The organism is Dietzia sp. IBK-p2-16D (genome assembly GCF_057773085.1).
Genome location: NZ_JBYMTL010000002.1, coordinates 454,725 through 475,288, shown reverse-complemented (window position 1 = coordinate 475,288; position 20,564 = coordinate 454,725). Strand labels below are relative to the sequence as shown.

Annotated in this window: 21 protein-coding genes; 10 read left to right on the top strand and 11 right to left on the bottom strand. The window is 70.5% G+C overall.

Going from position 1 to position 20,564, the window contains the following annotated elements; genetic code table 11:
• Entirely contained in the window at positions 1 to 1,158 is a 1,158-nt protein-coding gene (locus tag AC3DE3_RS06605; RefSeq protein WP_260489071.1) for an acyl-CoA dehydrogenase family protein, read from the bottom strand.
• Between the two features lie 112 nt (positions 1,159 to 1,270).
• Here AC3DE3_RS06605 and AC3DE3_RS06600 point away from each other — a divergent pair, with 112 nt between their 5' ends.
• Positions 1,271 to 2,050 carry a PIG-L deacetylase family protein gene (locus AC3DE3_RS06600; protein ID WP_488369411.1) on the top strand — a complete coding sequence of 260 codons (780 nt, stop codon included), beginning with the start codon at positions 1,271 to 1,273 and terminating at the stop codon, positions 2,048 to 2,050.
• A gap of 7 nt (positions 2,051 to 2,057) precedes the next feature.
• Here the strand turns inward: AC3DE3_RS06600 and AC3DE3_RS06595 are convergent, their stop codons facing one another.
• From AC3DE3_RS06595 to AC3DE3_RS06580, 4 genes are all read right to left on the bottom strand, one after another.
• A complete protein-coding gene (locus AC3DE3_RS06595) occupies positions 2,058 to 2,795 on the bottom strand; it encodes an APA family fibronectin-binding glycoprotein (RefSeq protein ID WP_260489073.1) in 738 nt (245 codons plus the stop codon).
• Complete coding sequence (locus AC3DE3_RS06590; protein WP_488369410.1) at positions 2,792 to 3,511, bottom strand: alpha-ketoglutarate-dependent dioxygenase AlkB family protein; 720 nt, start codon at positions 3,509 to 3,511, stop codon at positions 2,792 to 2,794. The genes AC3DE3_RS06595 and AC3DE3_RS06590 overlap by 4 nt, the downstream gene beginning before the upstream one ends.
• Positions 3,508 to 4,974, bottom strand: coding sequence for an MFS transporter (locus AC3DE3_RS06585; protein WP_488369632.1), 1,467 nt, complete (start codon positions 4,972 to 4,974; stop codon positions 3,508 to 3,510). The genes AC3DE3_RS06590 and AC3DE3_RS06585 overlap by 4 nt, the downstream gene beginning before the upstream one ends.
• A gap of 196 nt (positions 4,975 to 5,170) precedes the next feature.
• Positions 5,171 to 6,052 carry an inositol monophosphatase family protein gene (locus AC3DE3_RS06580; RefSeq protein WP_260489075.1) on the bottom strand — a complete coding sequence of 294 codons (882 nt, stop codon included), beginning with the start codon at positions 6,050 to 6,052 and terminating at the stop codon, positions 5,171 to 5,173.
• A 147-nt stretch (positions 6,053 to 6,199) separates the two neighbouring features.
• On the opposite strand from AC3DE3_RS06580, the gene AC3DE3_RS06575 reads away from it, so the two are divergent.
• From AC3DE3_RS06575 to AC3DE3_RS06555, 5 genes are all read left to right on the top strand, one after another.
• Complete coding sequence (locus AC3DE3_RS06575) at positions 6,200 to 6,844, top strand: ABC transporter permease (protein WP_260489076.1); 645 nt, start codon at positions 6,200 to 6,202, stop codon at positions 6,842 to 6,844.
• Positions 6,841 to 8,064, top strand: coding sequence for an ABC transporter ATP-binding protein (locus AC3DE3_RS06570; RefSeq protein WP_488369409.1), 1,224 nt, complete (start codon positions 6,841 to 6,843; stop codon positions 8,062 to 8,064). Before AC3DE3_RS06575 ends, AC3DE3_RS06570 begins: the two co-directional genes overlap by 4 nt.
• Before the next feature lie 41 nt (positions 8,065 to 8,105).
• Positions 8,106 to 8,843, top strand: a complete 738-nt coding sequence (locus tag AC3DE3_RS06565; protein ID WP_396119775.1) for an ABC transporter permease — start codon at positions 8,106 to 8,108, stop codon at positions 8,841 to 8,843.
• Positions 8,840 to 9,832, top strand: a complete 993-nt coding sequence (locus tag AC3DE3_RS06560; protein ID WP_260489079.1) for a glycine betaine ABC transporter substrate-binding protein — start codon at positions 8,840 to 8,842, stop codon at positions 9,830 to 9,832. Before AC3DE3_RS06565 ends, AC3DE3_RS06560 begins: the two co-directional genes overlap by 4 nt.
• Before the next feature lie 112 nt (positions 9,833 to 9,944).
• Entirely contained in the window at positions 9,945 to 10,829 is an 885-nt protein-coding gene (locus AC3DE3_RS06555) for an alpha/beta fold hydrolase (RefSeq protein WP_488369408.1), read from the top strand.
• Here the strand turns inward: AC3DE3_RS06555 and AC3DE3_RS06550 are convergent.
• On the bottom strand, positions 10,826 to 11,074 hold the full coding sequence (locus AC3DE3_RS06550; RefSeq protein ID WP_260489081.1) for a hypothetical protein: 249 nt from the start codon (positions 11,072 to 11,074) through the stop codon (positions 10,826 to 10,828). The genes AC3DE3_RS06555 and AC3DE3_RS06550 overlap by 4 nt on opposite strands.
• Positions 11,075 to 11,083: 9 nt before the next feature.
• On the bottom strand, positions 11,084 to 11,503 hold the full coding sequence (locus AC3DE3_RS06545) for an MmcQ/YjbR family DNA-binding protein (RefSeq protein WP_260489082.1): 420 nt from the start codon (positions 11,501 to 11,503) through the stop codon (positions 11,084 to 11,086).
• A 40-nt stretch (positions 11,504 to 11,543) separates the two neighbouring features.
• Between AC3DE3_RS06545 and AC3DE3_RS06540 the strand changes: the two genes are divergently transcribed.
• Positions 11,544 to 12,641 carry an FUSC family protein gene (locus tag AC3DE3_RS06540; RefSeq protein WP_488369407.1) on the top strand — a complete coding sequence of 366 codons (1,098 nt, stop codon included), beginning with the start codon at positions 11,544 to 11,546 and terminating at the stop codon, positions 12,639 to 12,641.
• Positions 12,642 to 12,670: 29 nt separating this feature from the next.
• Here the strand turns inward: AC3DE3_RS06540 and AC3DE3_RS06535 are convergent, their stop codons facing one another.
• Positions 12,671 to 13,561, bottom strand: a complete 891-nt coding sequence (locus AC3DE3_RS06535; protein ID WP_260489084.1) for a cation diffusion facilitator family transporter — start codon at positions 13,559 to 13,561, stop codon at positions 12,671 to 12,673.
• Between the two features lie 69 nt (positions 13,562 to 13,630).
• Between AC3DE3_RS06535 and AC3DE3_RS06530 the strand changes: the two genes are divergently transcribed.
• The 3 genes from AC3DE3_RS06530 to AC3DE3_RS06520 are packed head-to-tail and all read left to right on the top strand — an operon-like array spanning position 13,631 to position 16,144.
• Positions 13,631 to 14,065, top strand: coding sequence for an NfeD family protein (locus AC3DE3_RS06530; protein WP_488369406.1), 435 nt, complete (start codon positions 13,631 to 13,633; stop codon positions 14,063 to 14,065).
• A 51-nt stretch (positions 14,066 to 14,116) separates the two neighbouring features.
• Positions 14,117 to 15,442: an SPFH domain-containing protein gene (locus AC3DE3_RS06525; RefSeq protein WP_488369405.1), complete on the top strand. Its 1,326-nt coding sequence runs from the start codon at positions 14,117 to 14,119 to the stop codon at positions 15,440 to 15,442.
• Positions 15,443 to 15,499: 57 nt separating this feature from the next.
• Positions 15,500 to 16,144, top strand: coding sequence for a TetR/AcrR family transcriptional regulator (locus AC3DE3_RS06520; RefSeq protein WP_260489087.1), 645 nt, complete (start codon positions 15,500 to 15,502; stop codon positions 16,142 to 16,144).
• Between the two features lie 27 nt (positions 16,145 to 16,171).
• Here AC3DE3_RS06520 and AC3DE3_RS06515 read toward each other — a convergent pair whose 3' ends face one another.
• From AC3DE3_RS06515 to AC3DE3_RS06505, 3 genes are read right to left on the bottom strand one after another with little or no spacing between them, the layout of a single operon-like run.
• Positions 16,172 to 17,545, bottom strand: a complete 1,374-nt coding sequence (locus AC3DE3_RS06515) for a TIGR01777 family oxidoreductase (protein ID WP_488369404.1) — start codon at positions 17,543 to 17,545, stop codon at positions 16,172 to 16,174.
• A gap of 25 nt (positions 17,546 to 17,570) precedes the next feature.
• Entirely contained in the window at positions 17,571 to 18,242 is a 672-nt protein-coding gene (locus tag AC3DE3_RS06510) for a lipocalin family protein (RefSeq protein ID WP_488369631.1), read from the bottom strand.
• A 41-nt stretch (positions 18,243 to 18,283) separates the two neighbouring features.
• The gene (locus AC3DE3_RS06505) at positions 18,284 to 20,494 is read right to left on the bottom strand and encodes an MMPL family transporter (RefSeq protein ID WP_488369630.1); all 2,211 of its coding nucleotides are present in this window, start codon (positions 20,492 to 20,494) and stop codon (positions 18,284 to 18,286) included.
• Positions 20,495 to 20,564 lie beyond the last annotated feature (70 nt).

Genomic DNA, 20,564 nt, shown 5'->3' with positions numbered 1-20,564 from the left:
TCACAGCGCCCGGCCGATGACCTCCTTCATGATCTCGTTGGTGCCGCCGTAGATGCGCATGACGCGGGCCGCGGCGAACTTCTGCGCGATCGGGTACTCCATCATGTAGCCGTAACCGCCGAACAGCTGCAGGCAGCGGTCAGCGACGTCGTCGAGCATGTCGGTGGCCTGGAGCTTGGCCATCGAGGCGGTGACGGCGTCGAGCTCGCCGGCGATCTCGCGGGAGATGCAGTGGTCGACGAACGTGCGGGTGGCCATGATCTGGGTCTTGCAGTGCGCGAGCTCGAAGCGGGTGTTCTGGAAGTCCAGGACCGGCTTGCCGAACGCCTGTCGCTCGCGGGTGTACTCCAGCGTCTCCACGACGGCGGCCTCGGCCATCGCCAGCGCGTCCACCGCGATGGCCAGGCGTTCGCGCGGGAGCTGGTTCATGAGCTGGTAGAAGCCCTGCCCCTCCTCGCCACCGAGGAGGTTGGCGGCGGGCACACGCATGTCGTTGAAGAACAGCTCGGCGGTGTCGGCGCCGTGGCGGCCCATCTTCTCCAGGACGCGGCCGCGCTCGAAGCCGGGGGTCGAGGCCTCCACGGCGAACAGGGCCATGCCCTTGTGCCCGGCGTCCAGGTCGGTCTTGGCCACGACCACCACGAAGTCGGCGGAGCCACCGTTGGAGATGAAGGTCTTGGAGCCGTTGATGACGTACTCATCGCCGTCCCGCTTGGCGGTCGTGCGCACGCCCTGCAGGTCGGACCCGGCGCCGGGCTCGGTCATGGCGATCGCGGAGATCCACTCACCCGAGCAGATCTTCGGCAGCCACTCGCGCTTCTGCTCCTCGGTGGCGTAGTTCGCCACGTAGTGGGGGGTGATGGTGGAGCCGACGCCCATGCCGAAGGCGGTGTCACCGGAGTAGACGAGCTCCTCTGTGACGAGGTATTCCATGCCCGGGTCGCCGCCCTGGCCGCCGAACTCCTCGGGCACGTCGAGGCAGATCAGGCCCGCCTCGCCGGTGCGCAGCCAGGTCTCGCGGTCCACGAACTTCTGCTTGGACCACTTCTCCTGGTTGGGCGTCATCTCCTTGGCGAAGAACGCACGCGCGTGCTCGCGGAGCAGCCGGTGGTCGTCGGTCTCCCAGGAGGGGCGGTAGTCGGGGAAGAGTGCGGACACGGCAGGGCCTCCATGAGGGGATGACGACGACGACGAGGTTCGCGGCAAGTTTACGTGTGCCCGTTCCGGCGACGGCGGGCACGCGGGCACCGAGGAGGGCCATACTCGGGTCATGAACGATTCCCCGGACCGGCCAGAGAACGCAGCCCAGCCCGAGAAGGCCGCCACCCCGGCGTCCTCGAACCACTCCGTGCCCGAGTCGTTTCCCACCGACTGGACCCGGGGCCTGGTCCTGGTGGCGCACCCCGACGACCCCGAGTACGGGATGTCCGCCGCGGTGGCCCGCTGGACAACCGAGGGTCGCAGCATCGTCTACGTCCTGGCCTCCAGCGGCGAGGCCGGCATCGAGGGGATGGCGCCGGCGATCGCGGGGCCGATCCGCGAGGAGGAGCAGCGGCGGTCCTCGGCGATCGTCGGTGTTGACCAGGTGGAGTTCCTGGGCTTCCCGGACAGTCGGATCGTCAACGACGCCGAACTGCGCGACGCGGTGGCCGACTCGATCCGCCGCCACCGCCCGGACATCGTGATCTCACTGTTCTCCGGCGAGGAGTTCGGGCCGGGGATGCCCAACCAGAGCGACCACATGGAGTTCGGCGCGGCCGTGGGGGCCGCGTACGACGACCTGGTCGCCGCGGTCGGGGTGGACGCCGTGGAGGGTCGCCCGCAGATGTGGTTCGAGTCCTCGCCCGAGATGACGCACTACGTGGACGTGAAGGGGTTCGTCGAGCCGGCGGTCGACGCGCTGGCCGAGCACTCCGAGTACCTGTCGGTGCTCGATCCCGGGACGCCGGTGCGGGACCAGGCCCGCACGCAGGTCGAGGCCGTGTGCGCGCCGCGGGACGGACTGGCCGGCGGGAACCCGGTGGTGGGCTTCCGGCGCATGCGGCCCTGAGCCGGCCTCAGGCCGGTTCGGCGGTCGATTCCCCCGGGCCGAGCGGAGCGTAGTAGGTCTCCGACGGCCGCAGGCGCTCGACGATCTCGTCCGCCCACTCGGCGTGGGGGGAGGACATGGTGCCGTCGCCCGGGAGACCGATATAGGTGAGCCAGTAGCGCCGGGCGCCCTCCCCGACGACCGCCGAGTACACCAGCGCACCCTCCGGGCCGATGAGGTCCTGCCGGACGGCGGGGAGCACCCGGAAGGACACGGACCAACCGTCGCCGGCGCGGCTGGAGATCTGCTCCCTTCGCTCCTCGACCGGCCGCCCCGGGACCGGGAGGAGGAACTGCCCCATCCCGTTGGCCAGTGAGAACGCGGCCAGTTGATTGTCGGGGTCACCCGTGTCGAACAGGTCGTCGGTGAGTACGCCCGCCAGCACGACGCCGTCCGGACCATCAGCCGGCGGAGCCCCCGGGTCCCCGTCCCCGACCGGGGTCAGGGCGGTGCTGCCGAACACCAGCTCACCCGACTCGGCGCGCCATCCCTCGGGGACGCGGATCACCAGGCCCGCGAGGGGGTCGACGTGATCGGCACCCGCCGCCACCTGGGTCTTCGGCGACAGGGTGCGGCCCCCCGGGGAGTATGTCGCCGACGAGACGACCACCGTCACGACCGCGGCGACCACCGCCAGGGCGGCGACCAGGGCCACCAGGAGGAGGGTCCGGTTACGGCCGGTCGACGGGTTCTGTCCTGAGGTCATCCGCCCAGCGTAGGCGGGCGGGTCTCACGCAGCGTGATGTTGACCCGCCCCGGTTCGGCGCCCAGCACCTCGCGGCACCATGCCGGGGCGGTGCCGTCGAAGACCCTCGGGACGCCGTGGAAGGCCATCCTCGAGGGTCCGCCGAACACGACCAGGTCGCCCGATTCCAGGCGGACGTCCGTATACGGGCGACCGCGGTTCTCGGGGGTACCGAAGCGGAAGGTGCACGAGTCGCCCAGGCTCAGTGAGACGACGGGCGCCGAGCTGGCCTCGTCGCGGTCCTGGTGCAGGCCCATGGTCGATCCACGGCCGTAGAGGTTCACCAGTGCCGTGTCCGGGGTGTAGGCCGAATCGGGTGCGCCGGCCGGGTCGGGTGTGCCGGCCGGGTCGTTCGGCGCCACGACCGCCGGATCCACCGCCGCCGCGGCCCCGAGCCCGTTCCGCGCCGCCCGCACCAGCCAGTCCGGGACCGGCGGGACCACCTCGTCGTCGTCGTACCGGTACGGCACCCAGTGGCGCCCCAGGCTGAACGTGCGCACCGACATCCGGCCCCCGCCGGGCAGCACGATCGAGCGCGGCGCGCGCACCGCCGCCCAGTCCAGGCACGCCCGGAGGAGGAACTCCTGCTGCTCCCGGCTCAGCCAATCGGGCACGTGCACCGAACCGGGGCCCAGGATGGTCGGCTCGCGGTCGACGCCGAAGAGCGGCTCGGTCACCTCTCGATGCTCTCCTGTCCCCGGTCATCGGTCCTGTTGTCATCGGTGCTGTTGTCTTCGGCCGGGTCCGCCGCGGTCATGGGTGCCGCGATGTCCTCGAGCGACTCCCCCTCCGCGTCCACGCCGAGGAAGATCTCGGCGATCCCGCCGACCGCCATGATGCCGGCGGCGATGAGGAAGCCCAGCCCCACCAGGCCGCGGTCACCGCTCTCGATGAAGTTACCGAACAACAGCGGGCCGATCATCCCGCCGACGGCCGTGCCGATCGCGTAGAAGAAGGCGATCGCCAGCGCACGGGTCTCCATCGGGAAGATCTCCGAGACCGTGAGATAGGCGGCCGAGGCTCCCGCGGTGGCGATGAAGAACGTCAGCGACAGCAGCGCCACGAAGCCCCAGAGCCCGCCGGTCTCACTGAGGAACACGAAGTACAGCGGCACCGTCACCAGCGCCGAGCCGAGGTAGGTGCCGGAGATCATCTTCCTGCGGCCGACCTTGTCGAACAGCGGCCCCAGGGTGAGTGCCCCGAGGAAGTTGACGATCGCGAACAGTGCCAACAGCAGCGGGGCGCGGCCGGCGTCGATGCCGTAGTAGTTCTGGTAGAGCGTGCCCAGGTTGAAGGTGATGCCGTTGTAGAGGAAGGCCTGGCCGATGAACAACGCCAAGCACAGGACCGCCCGCTTCGGGTACGTGCCGAACGCCGTCCTGGCGATCTCGGAGAACGGGATGCTGGCCCGCTGGTGGATGGTGATCTGGTCCTCGCGACCGACCTCTTCCAGCGGTTCGTCCTTCTCCTCCTCGACCTGCTCCTCGATGTCCTCCACGATCTCGTCGGCCTCGTCCTCCCGCCCGTGGATGAACAACCATCTCGGACTCTCGGGGACGTGTCGGCGGACGAAGATGATCACCACGCCCAGGAGCGCACCCACCCCGAGCGCGAAGCGCCAACCCAGGTTCTCGGCGAACATCGCGGTGTTGAGGAAGAACAGCGAATAGAACGAGCCGAACGTCGCGCCCAGCCAGTAGGTGCCGTTGATGAGGATGTCGACGCGCCCGCGGTAGGCGGCGGGGATCAACTCGTCGACAGCGGAGTTGATGGCCGCGTACTCGCCACCGATGCCCGCCCCGGTGAAGAACCGGCAGACGAAGAACATCCAGGGCTCCACCGTGAAGGCCGTCGCGAACGTGGCCACGCAGTACACGACCAGCGTGAGCATGAAGAGCTTCTTGCGGCCCCACTTGTCGGTCAGGCGGCCGAAGAACAACGCGCCCAGGCATGCTCCGAGGATGTAGATGGACGCCGCCAGACCGATCTGGCCCTCCGTGATCGGCAGGCCACTGCCCGGTTCGACCAGGCGCGCGGCCAGCGAACCGATGAGCGTGACCTCGAGACCGTCGAGGATCCACACCGTCCCCAGGCCCACGATGACCTTCCAGTGGATTCCCGCCCAGGGCAGTCGGTCCATCCTCGCGGGGACGGCGGTCCTGATGGTCCCGAGCGCGCCCTTGCGCTTGCCGGACCCTGACCCGGTGTCGGGGGACGCTTCACCCCGGGGATGTCGCTCCATGAATAGGTTGTAGCCAAATGGGACACACGTCGCATCCGGTCGGGCCGGCACGAGCGCGCCGACCTCCCGTGTGGAGGATGCGCACAGCCGGGATCTAGGGCCGCAGCACCGCCCACGCCTGCTCGGCCAGCTCCGCGGTGGCGGCTGCCACGACGGTGCCGCCCTCGAGGGGCTGGCCTCCGTCCGGGCCGCTGATGACGCCGCCCGCGGCCTCGATGATCGGGATCAGCGCCACGATGTCGTACGAGTTCAGGTCGGCCTCCACGACCAGATCGACGCGCCCCGCGGCGAGCATGCAGTAGGCGTAGCAGTCCCCGCCGAAGCGCTGCAGGCGGACCCGGCGGCCGAGCTCGTCGTAGCGGCTGCGCACCTCGCCGTCGTCACCGAACATCGATGGGTGGGTGGTGTACATGATCGCTTCGGACAGCTCGGTGCACCCCGATGCGCGCAGTTCGACGGCCTCCGGGCCGTCGGCGCGGCGCCGCACGGTCGCGCGGCCGTGCACCGCCGCGAAGGTCTCACCCAGGACCGGCTGGTCCATCCAGCCGGCCACGGCGCGGCCGTCCTCCACCACGCCGACGAGCGTGCCCCACCCGGCCATGCCGGTGAGGAACGCCTTGGTCCCGTCGATCGGGTCCAGGTACCAGGTGCGGGCGGCGTCGGCGGGGCCGGACACGCCGCTCTCCTCCCCCACCACCCGGTCGCCCGGCGCCATCGCCGAGATCCCCGCCCGCAGCAGCTCCTCGATCGCGCGGTCCGCCTCGGTCACGGGGTCGTAGCGCCCGCCCGGGCCACCGCCCCCGGCCCCGTCGGCACCGGCCCCACCCTGACCGGCCGGGCCGTTCTTGTCCGAGGCGGCGAGCGATTCGAGATCGCCGTGGAAATGCCGACGGGCGATGCGGCCGGTGGCGGCGAGGAGCTCGTCGAGTCGCTCCGTGAGGTCGTGATCCAGGGGTCGGGCGGGCCGTGGCGTCATGCCCCCATGGTGCCCCACGGCCGCGCGGCGCCCCGCCGGATCCCGCGTCTGCCCCCTCTACGTCCGCCGATGCGGCTACCGTGAGCGCACCCGACCCGGACTGCACGACCCACGGACTTCACCACCCACCAACGGAGCCGAGATGCGATGACCGCCCTGATGGACTTCATCTCCACCCGTCGGGTCCAGCTCGCGACCGACTCGTGGCAACACGTCAGCGCCACCGTGCAGGCGGTGCTCATCGCGACGCTGCTCTCGGTCGCCCTCGGCGTGGCCGTCCACCGCAGCCGCTCCGGATCCGCGATCGCCACCGGCCTGGCCGCCACCGCCCTGACCGTTCCGTCGTTCGCCCTGCTCGGACTGCTCATCCCGGTTCTCGGCCTGGGCGTGCTGCCCACCATGACCGCGCTGGTGATCTACGCGGTGCTGCCGATCCTGCGCAACACCATCGTCGGTCTGGTCGCCGTGCCCGCGGCCACCGTCGACGCCGCCCGCGGGGTGGGGATGAGCCGGCTGGGGGTGCTCGGCCGGGTCGAGATCCCGCTGGCGTGGCCGTCGATCCTCGCCGGGATCCGCATCTCCACCCAGATGTCGATGGGCATCCTCGCGATCGCCGCCTACGCCAAGGGTCCGGGCCTGGGCAACCTCATCTTCGCAGCCTTGTCCCGGGTCGGTACGCCCACGGCGCTCCCGATGGCACTCACCGCGACCGTGCTCATCGTCGTCCTCGCGCTCGTCCTCGACGCACTCCTCGTCCTCCTCGGACGCCTCACCATCAAGGGGAACCAGTGAGCACCTCAGAACCCGTCTCCGGCGTACCGATCGTGCTCGACGACGTCACCAAGGTCTACCCCGGCCAGGAGCGCCCGGCGGTGGACCACGTCTCGCTCGAGTTGCCGGCCGGGCGGACCACCGTGTTCGTGGGACCGTCGGGCTGCGGAAAGACCACCACGATGCGGATGATCAACCGCCTCATCGAGCCCTCCTCCGGCACCATCACGATCGACGGCGAGGACAACCGGACACTCGACGCCGACACCCTCCGCCGCAGCATCGGCTACGCCATCCAGGCCTCCGGCCTGTTCCCGCACATGACGGTCGCACAGAACGTCGCCACGGTGCCTCGGCTGCTCAGATGGAAGAAGTCGCGCATCACCGAGCGCGTGGACCAGATGCTCGAGCTGGTCGGCCTGGACCCGTCGGACTACCGCGACCGCTACCCCGCGCAGCTCTCCGGGGGTCAGCAGCAGCGTGTCGGGGTGGCACGGGCGCTGGCCGCGGACCCGCCGGTGCTGCTCATGGACGAACCGTTCGGAGCGGTGGACCCGATCACGCGCGCGTCACTCCAGGACGAACTGGTCCGGCTGCAGGAGGAACTGCGTAAGACCATCGTCTTCGTCACCCACGACTTCTCCGAGGCCGTGAAGCTCGGGGACCGGATCGCCGTGCTCGGCCCCGGTTCGTCGGTGCTGCAGTTCGACACCCCGGAGGCGATCCTGACCAACCCCGCCGATGCCACGGTGAGCGGGTTCATCGGCGACGACGCCGCGCTGAAGACACTGACCCTCCGGCGCGTGGGCGACGTGGAACTGCAGGAGGCGACGACGGCGAGGGCCACCGAGAGCCCGACCGACTTCGCCGCCCGGTTGCGCGGAACCAGCGACGAGTGGGCCGTGGTGCTCGACGACGCGGGCCGCCCGCTCCGATGGGTGCGGGGGGACCGGGTGTCCCAGCTGTCGGACCTGGGCTCGGGCGGGATGCCGGTGACCGGCACCGTGACGGTCGACTCCTCGCTGCAGGAGGCCCTCGACGGGCTGCTGTCCACGGCGAGTGCGACCACGGTGGTGGTGGACCGGGACGGGGTCTACCGCGGCACCATCGGGATCGACGACCTGGTCGCCGAGCTGCGGCGCATCAACAACCGGCACAACGACGGTGGTAGCCCGGACGGTGGCAACTCGGACAGTGGCAACTCGGAGGGTGGCCACTCGGACCCCGAGGCGGCGCCGTGAGCGCCCCCACCACGGCAGCCCGCGGGGCCCCCTCCCGCGGGGTGGCCGCCCTCCAGGACTCCGCGCGGTTGATCGTGCAGCCACTCCTCATCGTGGCCGCGGCCGTGGGCGTGCTGTGGTGGGCGTTCTCCAGCGAGCTGGACGAGACGCAGCGCGCCTCGCTCAACGCCGCCTCGCTCACCCAACGGACTGTCGAACACGTGCAGATCACCGTGACGGTCGTGGCGATCGTCGTGGCGGTCGGCGTGCCTCTGGGGATCCTGCTCACCCGCCGGCGGACGCGGTTCCTCGCGCCGGTGGCCGTGGGGTTCGCCAACATCGGTCAGGCGGCGCCGGCGATCGGGCTGATCGTGCTGCTGTTCCTGGCCACCAATCGGACGGGGTTCTGGATCGGCGTGCTCCCGGTGGCGTTCTACTCCCTCCTGCCGGTCCTGCGGAACACCATCGTCGGGATACGCAACGTCGACCCCGCGATCATCGATGCCGCACGAGGCCAGGGGATGTCGACCGGACGCGTCCTGCGCACCGTCGAGCTGCCGCTCGCGGTGCCGTTCATCCTCGCCGGCCTGCGCACCACCCTCGTGTTGGCGGTCGGTACGGCCACGCTGAGCTTCCTCGTGGACGCCGGCGGGCTGGGGATCTTCATCGACACCGGGTACCGACTGCAGGACTACACCACCCTCGTGGTGGGGTCGGTGCTCGCGGTGTGCCTGGCACTGTTCGTGGACTGGCTCGGCGGGGTCGGCGAGATCCTGTTCAATCCGAAGGGGTTGCGATGACGCGCAGCGGGCTGACATCGTCCAGGCGCCTGGTCGCCGCCCTGCTCACGGCCGTGATGATGGCGACCGGGTGCGGGTTGAACAACGGCGGCTCCGTCCCGCTGCCCGTCGCGCCCGGCCCCGGCGGCACCGTCCCCGCGCTGGAGGGGGTGCGCATCACCGTCGGCGGAAAGGACTTCACCGAGGGCGTCATCGCCAGCTACCTCGTGGAGTTCCTGCTGGCCGCGGCCGGGATGGACGTGTCGGACATGTCGTCGCTGGCCGGGTCCAACAGTTTCCGCCAGGCGTTGGTGACCGGGCAGGTCGACATCGGCATGGAGTACACCGGCACCGCGTGGATGAGCTACCTGGGCAACTCCGAGCCCATCCGCGACCCGCGGGGGCAGTGGGAGGCCGTGCGTGACGCCGACCTCGCCGAACACGACCTGCGCTGGATGGCCCCCACCACCGTCGACAACACCTACTCGTTCGCGATGAACCGGGCCACCGCCGAGGAGACGGGGGTGCGTACGTTCACCGAGTACGCCGAGTTGGTCCGCACCGATCCCGAATCGGCCACGACCTGCATGGAGACGGAGTTCTCGGTCCGACGCGACGGCTGGCCCGGGCTGGCGGAGGCCTACGGGTTCGACGCGGCCACCGTGCCCACGCCGATCATGCAGCCGGGGATCATCTACCAGGCCACCTCGGTCGGTCGCGAGTGCCGGTTCGGCGAGGTCTACACCACGGACGGACGGGTCAAGGGCCTGGACCTGGTGGTGCTCGAGGACGACAAGCGCTTCTTCCCCGTCTACAACCTCGCGACGGTCGTCCGCGGCGACGTGCTCGCGGCTCACCCGGAGATCGAGGAGGTCCTCGCGCCGCTGGTGGACATCCTCACCAATGAGGTGATGGTGGAGATGAACATGCGTGTGGACGTCGACGGCGAGGACCCCGCGCTGGTCGCGAGGGATTTCCTCCGGGACCGGGGGCTGGTCTCGGTGGACTGATCCCACGTGCGTGCGCGTCGGCCGGATGCGCCCGCCCGTCCGGTGCCACACAATTCCGGTGACACACAGTTCCGGTGACATACAAACGGGTTCCACAACCAGGAGGTCCCCAGTGCCCAGGAGGTCGATCGTCTCGCTGCCGCGGACGGCCGCGAGACTGCCGCGGATGATCCCCGACCTGGCGCACCTGCCGCCCGGGCGGATCGTCACTCTCGCCGATGGCGTCACCACGAAGGTCCACGACACCGGCGAGGAGCACCTCGCACCGGCGATCCTGCTGCACGGGATGGCTGCCACCGGGATGTTGAACTGGTACCAGACGTTCGAGCGACTGCGCGGCGAGTACCGGCTCATCACGTTCGACCAACGTTGGCACGGCAAGGGTTTCCACGGGGACTTCCGGTTCGACACCCTCGCCGAGGACGTGCTGCGGGTCGCCGACCACCTGGACCTCGACGCCCCGGTCGTCGGCGGGTACTCGATGGGCGGGATCGTCGCGCAGCTCGCGGCCCGGCGCGACCCTTCCCGGCTCGGCGGCCTCGTGTTGGCCGCCACCGGGACGGGCGCTCAGCGCAACGCCCTCGAGAAGGTCGCACTCGGCGGGTTCACCCGCTCCCAACCGCTGCTCAACGCGGTGGCCGAGGGGGTCGGCGACGTGGTCGAAGAGCAGGTCGACGACGAGGCACTCCGGCCCCACGCGTGGGCGCTGCGCGAGTTGTCGTCGGTCTCGCTCGCCACGCACCGCACCGTGATCGCCCAGGTGGCCGGGTTCAACTCGACGGCCTGGCTGCACGAACTCACCCTGCCCGTCGCGGTGGTCAAGACCACCCGTGACCTCGCGTTCCCGCAGTGGATCCAGGACGAGATGGCCGACCTCCTGCCGCACAGCGCCGTGTTTCCGATCCACGCCGGACACGCCGTCTGCGCCACCCACCCCGGCACGTTCGCACGCCGGATGCGCACCGCGATCGGTTGGGTCGTGTCGAACGTGCGCTAGAGCGCCGAGTACCGCACCGCGGTCACCAGGAACACCACCAGGGCGATCCCGCCCAGGACCACGCCGGCCAGGGCGCGTCGTGGGTTCGACTCCTCGTTGGCGAGCCAGCCGGTGGGCCAGCGGGCGAGGAGTCCGAATGCGACCGCCATCAGCCCCGCGAGAAACGCGATGATGTTGAGCACCGGCACCCAGGAGATCGCCAGGGACCCGATGCCCAGTACCAGCGCGCGTGTCCCCAGGTCCATGCGCCCAGCCTAATCGCGCGGTCGTCCCCGCAGCTCGTCCAGTCTGGCCACGCGTCGCACCCCGGCAGTCTGGCGGTACGAGGACTCCACCAGTTCGGCCACCTCGTCCCAGTCGACCTCCTGCCCGCCACCGTCCAGGGGGAGCGCCAGCCACCCGGCCGGTCCGTAGTACGCCGGGACATGGAAACGCCGGTCCTGCTCCAGTGCCGCCCGCTCCGCCCGGTCGGGGAGGAACAGCAGCGCCCGGGCCAACAGCGGATCCGCGTGGTCGCCTTTGACCGAACCGCCGTAGACCGCGAACACCTTGGTCGTGTACCAGTTGGGCCGACCGTGCGAGATCTTCTCCGCGGCGTCGGGCAGCGCGAGACACACCCGCCGCAGGTCTGCGAGCAGCGGGTCCTCGGCGTCGAACATGATCGGGTGCCCCACGCTGCCGAGGATACGACTCGGAACGCGTTACCCTGCGCGAATGGCCCGGATACGTAGTGTGAGCCGACTCCGCGAGGTCGTCGGTCGTCCCGAGGTGACCACGGATCTGATGCAGATCGTCAAGAGCGTCATCGCCACCACGGTCGCCTGGTGGATCTCGGTGAACGTCCTCGACTCCCCGCTGCCCTTCCTCGCCCCGTGGACCGCCCTGCTCACCGTCCACGCCACCGTCTACAGGTCCCTCTCCCACGGATTGCAGACCACCGTCTCCTCGGCGATCGGGGTGGCGATGTCGTTCCTCATCGGGTCCTACCTAGGGGTGAACGTGTGGACGTTCGCGCTGGCGATCCTGGTGGGGCTGGCGGGTTCGCGCATCTCGTGGATCCGGGACGAGGGCGTCGCCATCGCCACCACGGCCGTGTTCGTGCTCGGAAGCGGGTTTTCCGAGCAGCAGCCCCTCCTGCTCGACCGCATCACCGAGGTCGCCGTGGGCGTGGCGATCGGCGTCCTCGTCAACCTCCTGGTGATCCCGCCGCTGCGGGACCAGCAGGCCCGCACCCACGTCGACTCCATCAACCGGCGGCTGGGCGAGATCCTGATCAACATGGCCGACGAGTTCGCCGAGTCCTGGGAGACCGACGCCGCCGATCGGTGGCGCGCAGAGATCGAGTCGGTCGACGAGGAGGTCGACACGGCATGGCGGACGGTGAGCTTCGCCCGCGAGAGCTGGCGGACCAATCCTCGGCGGCTCACGGCCGGGCGGCGCCGACGCACCACGGCGCGGCCGGACATCGGGTACGAGGACATCCTGCCGAGGGTCGACGAGACGGTCTCCCACCTACGGCATCTCATCCGGACCCTCCGTGACGCCGACTACTCGGAGGGGTCGTGGGACGACACGTTCCGCGAGAAGTGGTCCGCGGTGGTCCGCGACGCCGGCCACAAGATCGCGGCCCCGGACGCGGAGGTCGACTCGATCTCGGACCGGCTCGACGCGGTCGCGGGCACCATGTCGGACGAGAACGGCCTACCCCGTCGGACGTGGCCGCTGTACGGGTCGCTGATCACCAGCATGTTCCACATCGCGACACTCGTCGACGACGTGACCACCGCGCAGGAGGTGCGGGAGGCCGACTGACCCCGGGCGGTCGGATCGGGGCGCCCGGATCACAGGTGCACGTCGTTGTACGCGCGTTCGTCCTCGATGGGCTCGAGATGGGTGGTGATGTGCGAGTTCGGCAGGGCCGCGTGGATCTCCTGCTCCACGGCCTCCACCAGATCGTGCCCGCGTTCGACGCTCCACTGCCCGGGCACGAGCGCGTGGAACTCCACGAAACGCCACTTGCCCGACTCCCTGGTCCGCAGCTCGTGGAAGTCGACCCGGCCGGGTTCGCGGTGACGGTCGAGCACCTCCTCGATCACCCGGTTGTCCTGGTCGGGAAGCGTGGCGTCCATCAACCCCATGCCGGATTCATGCACCAGTCGGTAGCCGATGAACAGGATGTTCAGGCCCACGCCGATCGCGACTAGGGGGTCGAGCACGTCCCAGCCGGTGGCCCAGGCCAGGGCCAGTCCGGCGACGACCCCGACCGAGGTGACGACGTCGGTGATGAGGTGCTTGCCGTCGGCCTTGAGAGTGGGAGACCTGTGGCGGGTCCCGGCCCGCACGAGCGCCACACCCACCACGCCGTTGATCACGGCGGCGACGACCGAGATGGCGAGGCCCAGACCAAGCGCCTCCAGAGGTTCGGGGTTGATCAGCCGCTCGACGCTGACCACGAGGATGAACGCCGCCGCGACGAAGATCATGGCGCCCTCGACACCTGCGGAGAAGTACTCGGCCTTGGAGTGGCCGTACTGGTGGTCGTCGTCGGCCGGGCGCTCCGCGACGGTGATGGCACCGAGAGCGATGACCGCCGCCACGAGGTTGACCACCGACTCCGCGGCGTCGGACAACAGGCCGACCGATCCGGTGACCCACCAGGCCCCGATCTTGAGCAGGATGGTCACGATCGCCGTGGCCACGGACAGCCACGCGAACTTCTTCAGAGTCGACACGTCGCAGTAGCGTAGTCCGCCACCGGCTGGCCCCCCTGCCGTCGTCCCGAAGTCGGTAGTGTCGGTGACATGCATGTGGGACTGATCTGGCTCGGCGCAGCGGTGCTGCTCGCCGCCGGAGAAGCAGCAGGGGGCGAGCTGTTCATGCTCATGCTCGCCGCCGGCGCCCTCGGCGGTTCGGCCGCCGCGTTGCTGGGCGCACCGATCTGGGGTCAGGCCCTGGCGTTCGCTCTCGTGTCCGTGATCCTCGTCGTGGGGGTCCGCCCCATCGTCCGTCGGCGGCTGCTCGCAGCGTTGCCCGAGCACGACACCAACACCGCCGCGCTCACCGGGCGGGGCGGCACGGTGGTCGAGGCGATCGGCGCGAAGGGTGGCCTGGTCGAGATCGCGGGTGACACCTGGACCGCGCGGCCGCTCATCGAGGGCGAGACGTTCGAGGCGGGCGACAAGGTCCTCGTGCACCAGATAGAGGGCGCCACGGCCATCGTCATGCGTGGCATCTAGAACGCGCTGGTCGGTTCACAGCGGCCTCGCACGAGACAACCGGAGGAAACCATGGGCGGATTAGTCTTCCTTGCCGTCATCGTCATCCTGATCGCCTCGGTGGTGGCGAGCTCGGTGAAGCTCATCCCCCAGGCGGAGGCCGCGGTGATCGAGCGGCTCGGCCGCTACCAGCGCACGGTGAGCGGGCAGCTCGCCCTGATCATCCCCTTCATCGACCGCGTACGCGCGAAGGTCGACCTGCGTGAGCGCGTCGTCACCTTCCCGCCGCAGTCGATGATCACCGAGGACAACCTCACGCTGAGCATCGACACCGTCGTCTACTTCCAGGTCACCGATCCCAAGTCGGCCGTGTACGAGATCAACAACTACATCGTGGCCGTCGAGCAGCTGGCGACCACCACCCTGCGCAACGTGGTCGGCGGGCTCACCCTCGAGCAGACCCTCACCAGCCGCGACATGATCAACAAGCAACTGCGCGGGGTCCTCGACTCCGAGACCGGCCGCTGGGGCCTGCGCGTCGCCCGCGTCGAGCTGCGCTCGATCGATCCGCCGCCCTCCATCCAGGAGTCCATGGAGAAGCAGATGAAGGCGGACCGCGAGAAGCGCGCGATCATCCTCACCGCGGAGGGCCAGCGCGAAGCCGCCATCACCACCGCCCAGGGTGCCAAGCAGGCCGCCATCCTCGATGCCGAGGGCAACAAGCAGGCCTCGATCCTCAACGCCGAGGCCGAGCGTCAGTCCCGCATGCTCCGCGCCCAGGGTGAGCGGGCCGCGCGCTACCTCGTCGCAGAAGGCCAGGCGGCCGCGATCGCGCGCGTCAACGCGTCCATCAAGGCCTCCAGGCCGACGCCGGAGATGCTCGCCTACCAGTACGTCCAGAACCTGCCCGAGATGGCCAAGGGTGACGCCGCCACCATGTGGATGATCCCCTCACAGTTCGGGGATTCGCTCGAGAACTTCGCCAAGGCCGTCGCCAAGAAGGACGACGACGGGGTGTTCCGGTACGAGCCCGCCGAGAATGATTCCGACGCGGAACTTCCCTCCGCCCCCGATCACTGGTTCGACACCTCCACCGACCCGGAGATCGCCCGGTCCGTGGCCGCGGCCGAGGCGGCAGCGCAGGGCGCGTCCTCGATCTCGGATGAGGAGCCCCGCAAGGCCAAGCCGAAGCCGGGGGTGTTCGACATGGTGCCGGAGTCGGAGGGCGGCGTGGCCCCCGACACCACCTCGACGGAGGCACCGGGTCCGGGTACCCCCGCGCTCGGTGGGCCCCAGGCCCCGGCACCCGGACAGCCGACAGGTTTCGACCGGCCCGCTGACCAGCGCGCGGGCCACGCCGCCTACCCCCTCGAGGGCGACGATCAGCCCCTTCGGTAACCCCGAATCGGTGGCGTGCGGTGTCGTCACCTCCGCCGATCGCCGTAACATGTGGGCGTGACCCGTAACAGCGGCCGAGGTGACGACCGCACGCCCGACGCCGAGGACGTGCGGCTGATCGAGACGGCGTCCGCGGTCTTCGCCGAGCGCGGCATCAAGGGCACGAGCACCGACGACATCGCCCGTGCCGCCGGGGTCACCCGCGTGACCCTCTATCGCCGACTGGGGCCGCGCGACAGCATCCTGCGGGCGATCTACGCGCACGAGGCGCAGCGTCTGATGATGACCGTGAACTCGCGTTACACACCGTTCGAATCCCTGCAGTGGGACCCGGTGCGGCACATCGAGGACCTCCTCGTGGGCACCGTGTTCGACATCCGGCAGAACGAGTTGCTGCGTCGGCTCATCGAGGTCGACAAGGTCGAGGCGATGGCGCTGCTCGCGGGCCAGTCCGACACGGTCCTGGATCCGATCACCGAGATGGTCGCGCACTTCGTCCGCAACACGTGGAACGCGGACGTGCACACACGGCAGATGGACGACGAGGAGTGCGAGCAGCTGTCCCGTGAGGTCGCCGGCGTCGTGGGGCGATTCCTGCACTCACTGGTCGTGATGCCGGACGGCCCACCCGCGGTCGACACGGAGGAGCAGATCCGGGCGCTGGCACGCCGGGTGCTCGTCCCGATGATCCTGCAGCGCTGAGCCCCCGGCGCTGAGCGCGCGCCCGCCCTACAGCTCTGCCGGGAGCTCCTCGGCGCCCAGTTCGTGGGCCAGCGCGTCCGCGAGGACCGGGTGTCGGAAGTGGTGGCCGACACCGGTGAGCGCCCGGGGCAGGATCCGCTGATCCGCCAGGGCGAGCTCATCTGAGCCCCTCCCGCCCAGTAGGAGCGCAGGGGCCCACCCGGGGACGGGCACGATGGTCGGACGATGTAGGACCGACCCGAGCACGCGGGTGAACTCCGAGTTGGACACCGGGCCCGGGGCGACGGCGTTGACCGGCCCCGACATCTCGGGGTCGACGATCGCGCGCAGGTAGATGTCGGTGAGGTCGTCGAGCGAGATCCAGGACATCCACTGCCGACCCGACCCGAGTCGACCGCCGAGACCCGACCGGGTGATCGCGGCCAGCGGCGGGAGCATCCCGCCCGCACCGGACAGCACGATGCCGGTGCGGACGTTCACCACCCTGGCACCGGCGAGCCGGGCGGGCTCACAGGCGCGTTCCCAGTCGATGACGATGTCGGCGACCGGCCCGGTGCCGGGATCGGAGTCCTCGACCAGCCGCTCACCGGCCCGGTCGGCGCCGTAGTAACCGATCGCGGAGGCGGACACGAGGGTGGTGGCCCCGCCACGGGCGGCGACCAGTTCGGCGAGGCGGCGGGTGGGGCCCACCCGACTGTCACGGACGAGCGCGAGGTGCCGGTCGGTGAAGCGACCCGCTATGGGAGCCCCGGCGAGGTGCACCAGGACGTCGACGTCGTCGAGGAGGTCAGCCGCCGGCTCCGAGGTGTCCCAGTGCCGCTCATCCGCTCCCCGGGGTTCGCCGCGGACGAGGGTGATGACCCGGTGTCCGGCGACCCCGAGCAGGGCGGCGAGTGCGGTGCCCACGAGTCCGGACGCGCCGCTGATGGCGACGGTCAGTGTCCGGCTGCCGTACCGGGTGAGACTGTCGAGGTCGGCGGCCATCTGCCGGTAGCGATAGGCGAACACCGGGGAGAGCATCCTGCCGGGCACCCGGGCGTCGACCCTGTCCCCGATTCGGGCGTCGCCGTCCGGTGTGGCCGTCACCGTGTGGGTGTGGACCCACCCGGTCGCCGCGGCGTACGGCTGCGAGACGCAGCGGTCGACGAACCGCTCCCCCTCGACGAAGCCCGCGGCGTCGTGCTGCGCGTGCCAGCGGGGACCGAACCGCACCCCGAGCGGGCCCGGCAGCGCGGTCCTCGGCTCGAGGACCGCCACGCCATCCCGCAGGGAGTCGGCCTGCTCGACCGGTCGCAGCGGCATGAACGGCGGCGAGAGCCGGAGGAACGCTCCCGGCGAGGAGAAGTACCGCCACGCCTCGCCGCGGCTGACGGGGATCGTGCAGGTGAGATCGATACTCATCGGGGATGCACCGGGCCGCAGCTCATCAGGGCAGCAGGCAGAGCGGCGTCACGTCGCCGCGCCCGCCCGCCATCGGAACGGTGAGGAAGGCGCACGACCACCAGCCGCGGTTCTCGATCACGCCGCGCACGGTGGACCACTGCTCCGCGCTGAGCGCGGGCTGCCGGCTGAGCACGAACCCGGATGACCGGGTGGGATCACCCACGATGGCAAGCGAGTAGTCGTCGGCGAGGTAGGTGATCCGGTAGTTGACGGGACCGTTCTCGTCCTGGAACGGCACCATCGGGAAGTTCACGCGCAGCGATGCGTTGGTGGCGGTGTCCCGCACCTTCGCCTCTCCCTCGATCACCGAGTCCGAGCTGATGGCGGAGCCGCAGGTGTTGCGCACCGAGACGGTACCGGGGGCGGTGACCGCGTACTCGGCCTTGGTGTCGTTGGTGCACTGCAGCGTGTAGGGCTGCGGGATGGCGGCGACCTGGTACCACTCGCCCTTGTACCGCTCGAGGTCGACGGACTCGACCTGGGTGAGCTCGGGACCCCCGAGGGAGCCGATGGCGACGCCGTCCGGCAAGAGCTGCGAGGAGCCACCACCGAGGCGACCGCCGTCGGTGACGTCCTGTGCGCCGGCCACCGGGGCGGCGCCCAGGCCTGCCGCGAGGAGCGGTGCGACGACCACGGCCGTCGCCAGTGCCCGCAGGCGGGAGCGGGAGCGGGCGGGCCGGAGGCTGGCGGGTGTACTCATGAGCGGATCTCCTCGGTGGTGGTGTCGGGACCGTTCTGACCGGTCCCGGTGCGGCGGGCGGTGCCGTCGGATGCAGCGCGAGCGGATGCCGGGCCGTCGGATTCCGGGTCGACGGATGCCGGGTCGACGGACGCGGTGCCAGCGTCGCCGCCACGGCGGGCCTTGCCGCGCGGATCGCCCGGCCACCACACCTTGTCCCCCACGAGGGTGAACAGGGCGGGCACGACCAGGGTGCGCACGACGAAGGTGTCGAGCAACACGCCGAGGGCGACGATCACGCCGACCTGGGTGAGGACGATGAGCGGCAGGACGCCGAGCACCACGAACACCGAGGCGAGCACGATACCGGCGGAGGTGATGACGCCGCCCGTCAGAGCGACGGCGCGGACCATCGCCTCCCGTGTGGCGTGGGTGCCTGCCTCCTCCCGCGCCCGGATGGTGAGGAAGATCGAGTAGTCCACGCCCAGCGCGACCAGGAACAGGAAGCTGTAGAGCGGAACGGACACGTCCAGGCCCGGGAAGCCCAGGATCTGGGTGGTGACGAAGGTGCCGAGCCCCAGAGCGGCCAGCGACGACAGCACGGTGGCGGTCATCACCAGCAGCGGTGCGACGACCGCCCGCAGGACCAGCACCAGCACGACGAACACCACGAGCAGGATGAGCGGGGCGATCAGGGTGAGGTCGCGGAGATTGCCCTGGGAGGTGTCCACGGCCTCGGCCACCGACCCGCCGACGATCGCCTCGGAACCGGGGACCGTGTCGACGACCTCGCGCAGTGCGACGACGCTGTCCTCGGAACGATCGGTCGCGGGCGCGGCATCGAGGACCACGGTGACGCGGCTCCAGCCGGTGCCGGACTCGCCCGCCGGCTGGGCGGACACGACTCCCTCGACGTCCCGGACCGCCTCGACGACCTCACCCTCGGTGCCGGTACGGGTGAGGACCGTGACCGGATCGGTGACGCCGGCCGGGAAGTGCTGGGCGGCGGTCTCCAGTCCGGCGGCCGACTCGGACGCGGTGCGGAACTGCTCGGTCTGGCTCAGTCCGATGCGGGTTCCGATGAGTCCGAGGGACAGTACGGCCAGGAGGAGGACACAGGCGACCAGGAACGTCACGGGGCGCCTGACGACGCGCGCGGCGATGCGGCCCCACACGCCCGGCGGGATGTCCTCGTCGAAATTCTCCGGGGTCACGGGGGCGGACCCGCTCTCATGCTTGCCGGCCTTCTCGCCCGGGCGGGGGATGAACGGCCAGAACAGACCGCGGCCACACACGGCCAGGGCCGCGGGGAGGGCCACGAGCGCGTAGACCAGTGCGACGAGCAGGCCCACGGCCGCGGAGGCACCGAGCGAGCGGTAGTTGGGCAGGGTCGCCAGCAGCAGGGTGAGCAGTGCGAGGACGACCGTGACGTTGCTGGCGATGATGGCGGGGACGGCGCCCCGGTACGCGTCGCGCAGAGCGGTCCGCCGGTCGCGTGTCTTGCGCAGTTCCTCCCGGTAGCGGGACACGAGGAGCAGGGCGTAGTTGGTGCCGGCGCCGAAGACGAGGACGGAGACGATGCCGGAGGTGGAGGCGTCGACGGTGATGTCGAGGGCCTCGCCGACCCGGGAGACCAGCAGGGCCGCGACGCGGTCCGCGACACCGATGATGATCAGCGGGACGAGCCACAGCACCGGCGAGCGGTAGGTGACGATGAGCAACACGGCGACGACCAGGGCGGTGGCCGCCAGGAGGCGGAAGTCGGCGCCCTCGAACGCGGCGGCGGTGTCGGCGGCGAACCCCGGCCCACCGGTGAGCTGGGCGTTCACACCCTCGTCGAGACCGCCCGCGACGGCGTCACGCATGTCGCCCACGAGTTCGCCGGCCTCGCCCCCCGAGAGGAGCTGGGCGTCGACGGGGACCAGCATGAGTGCGGCGGCGCCGTCCTCGGACGGGATCGGCCCCTGCGCGGGCGCGCCCACGACCTCGGACATCCGTTCGCCGGCGCCGACGGCCGCGGCGATGCCCTCGGGGCCCAGCTCACCGCCGTCCTCGCGCGTCACGACGAGGACGGCCGGGACGGACTCGGAGCCGGGGAACTCACGTTGGATCTGGGAGACGAGGGCGGCCTCGGAATCGTCCGGGAGTGTCTGCGGTCCCTCCGACGACCCCTCGGACGAGGCGAACGCGAAGACCGCGCCACTCACGAGGATGACGACCACGAGCATCAGCCACGCGGACAGCTTGCCCGTGACCAGACCCACCCAGCCGCTGGTCGACCCCGATTCGTCCGTCGAC

Bases quoted from the DNA above. Each gene is read 5' to 3' on its own strand.
- AC3DE3_RS06595 (WP_260489073.1), bottom strand. From the start codon at position 2,795: ATGACCTCAGGACAGAACCCGTCGACCGGCCGTAACCGGACCCTCCTC.
- AC3DE3_RS06515 (WP_488369404.1), bottom strand. From the start codon at position 17,545: ATGAGTATCGATCTCACCTGCACGATCCCCGTCAGCCGCGGCGAGGCG.
- AC3DE3_RS06600 (WP_488369411.1), top strand. From the start codon at position 1,271: ATGAACGATTCCCCGGACCGGCCAGAGAACGCAGCCCAGCCCGAGAAG.
- AC3DE3_RS06530 (WP_488369406.1), top strand. From the start codon at position 13,631: ATGCATGTGGGACTGATCTGGCTCGGCGCAGCGGTGCTGCTCGCCGCC.
- AC3DE3_RS06525 (WP_488369405.1), top strand. From the start codon at position 14,117: ATGGGCGGATTAGTCTTCCTTGCCGTCATCGTCATCCTGATCGCCTCG.
- AC3DE3_RS06575 (WP_260489076.1), top strand. From the start codon at position 6,200: ATGACCGCCCTGATGGACTTCATCTCCACCCGTCGGGTCCAGCTCGCG.
- AC3DE3_RS06580 (WP_260489075.1), bottom strand. From the start codon at position 6,052: ATGACGCCACGGCCCGCCCGACCCCTGGATCACGACCTCACGGAGCGA.
- AC3DE3_RS06585 (WP_488369632.1), bottom strand. From the start codon at position 4,974: ATGGACCGACTGCCCTGGGCGGGAATCCACTGGAAGGTCATCGTGGGC.
- AC3DE3_RS06505 (WP_488369630.1), bottom strand. From the start codon at position 20,494: ATGCTCGTGGTCGTCATCCTCGTGAGTGGCGCGGTCTTCGCGTTCGCC.
- AC3DE3_RS06550 (WP_260489081.1), bottom strand. From the start codon at position 11,074: ATGGACCTGGGGACACGCGCGCTGGTACTGGGCATCGGGTCCCTGGCG.
- AC3DE3_RS06540 (WP_488369407.1), top strand. From the start codon at position 11,544: ATGGCCCGGATACGTAGTGTGAGCCGACTCCGCGAGGTCGTCGGTCGT.
- AC3DE3_RS06560 (WP_260489079.1), top strand. From the start codon at position 8,840: ATGACGCGCAGCGGGCTGACATCGTCCAGGCGCCTGGTCGCCGCCCTG.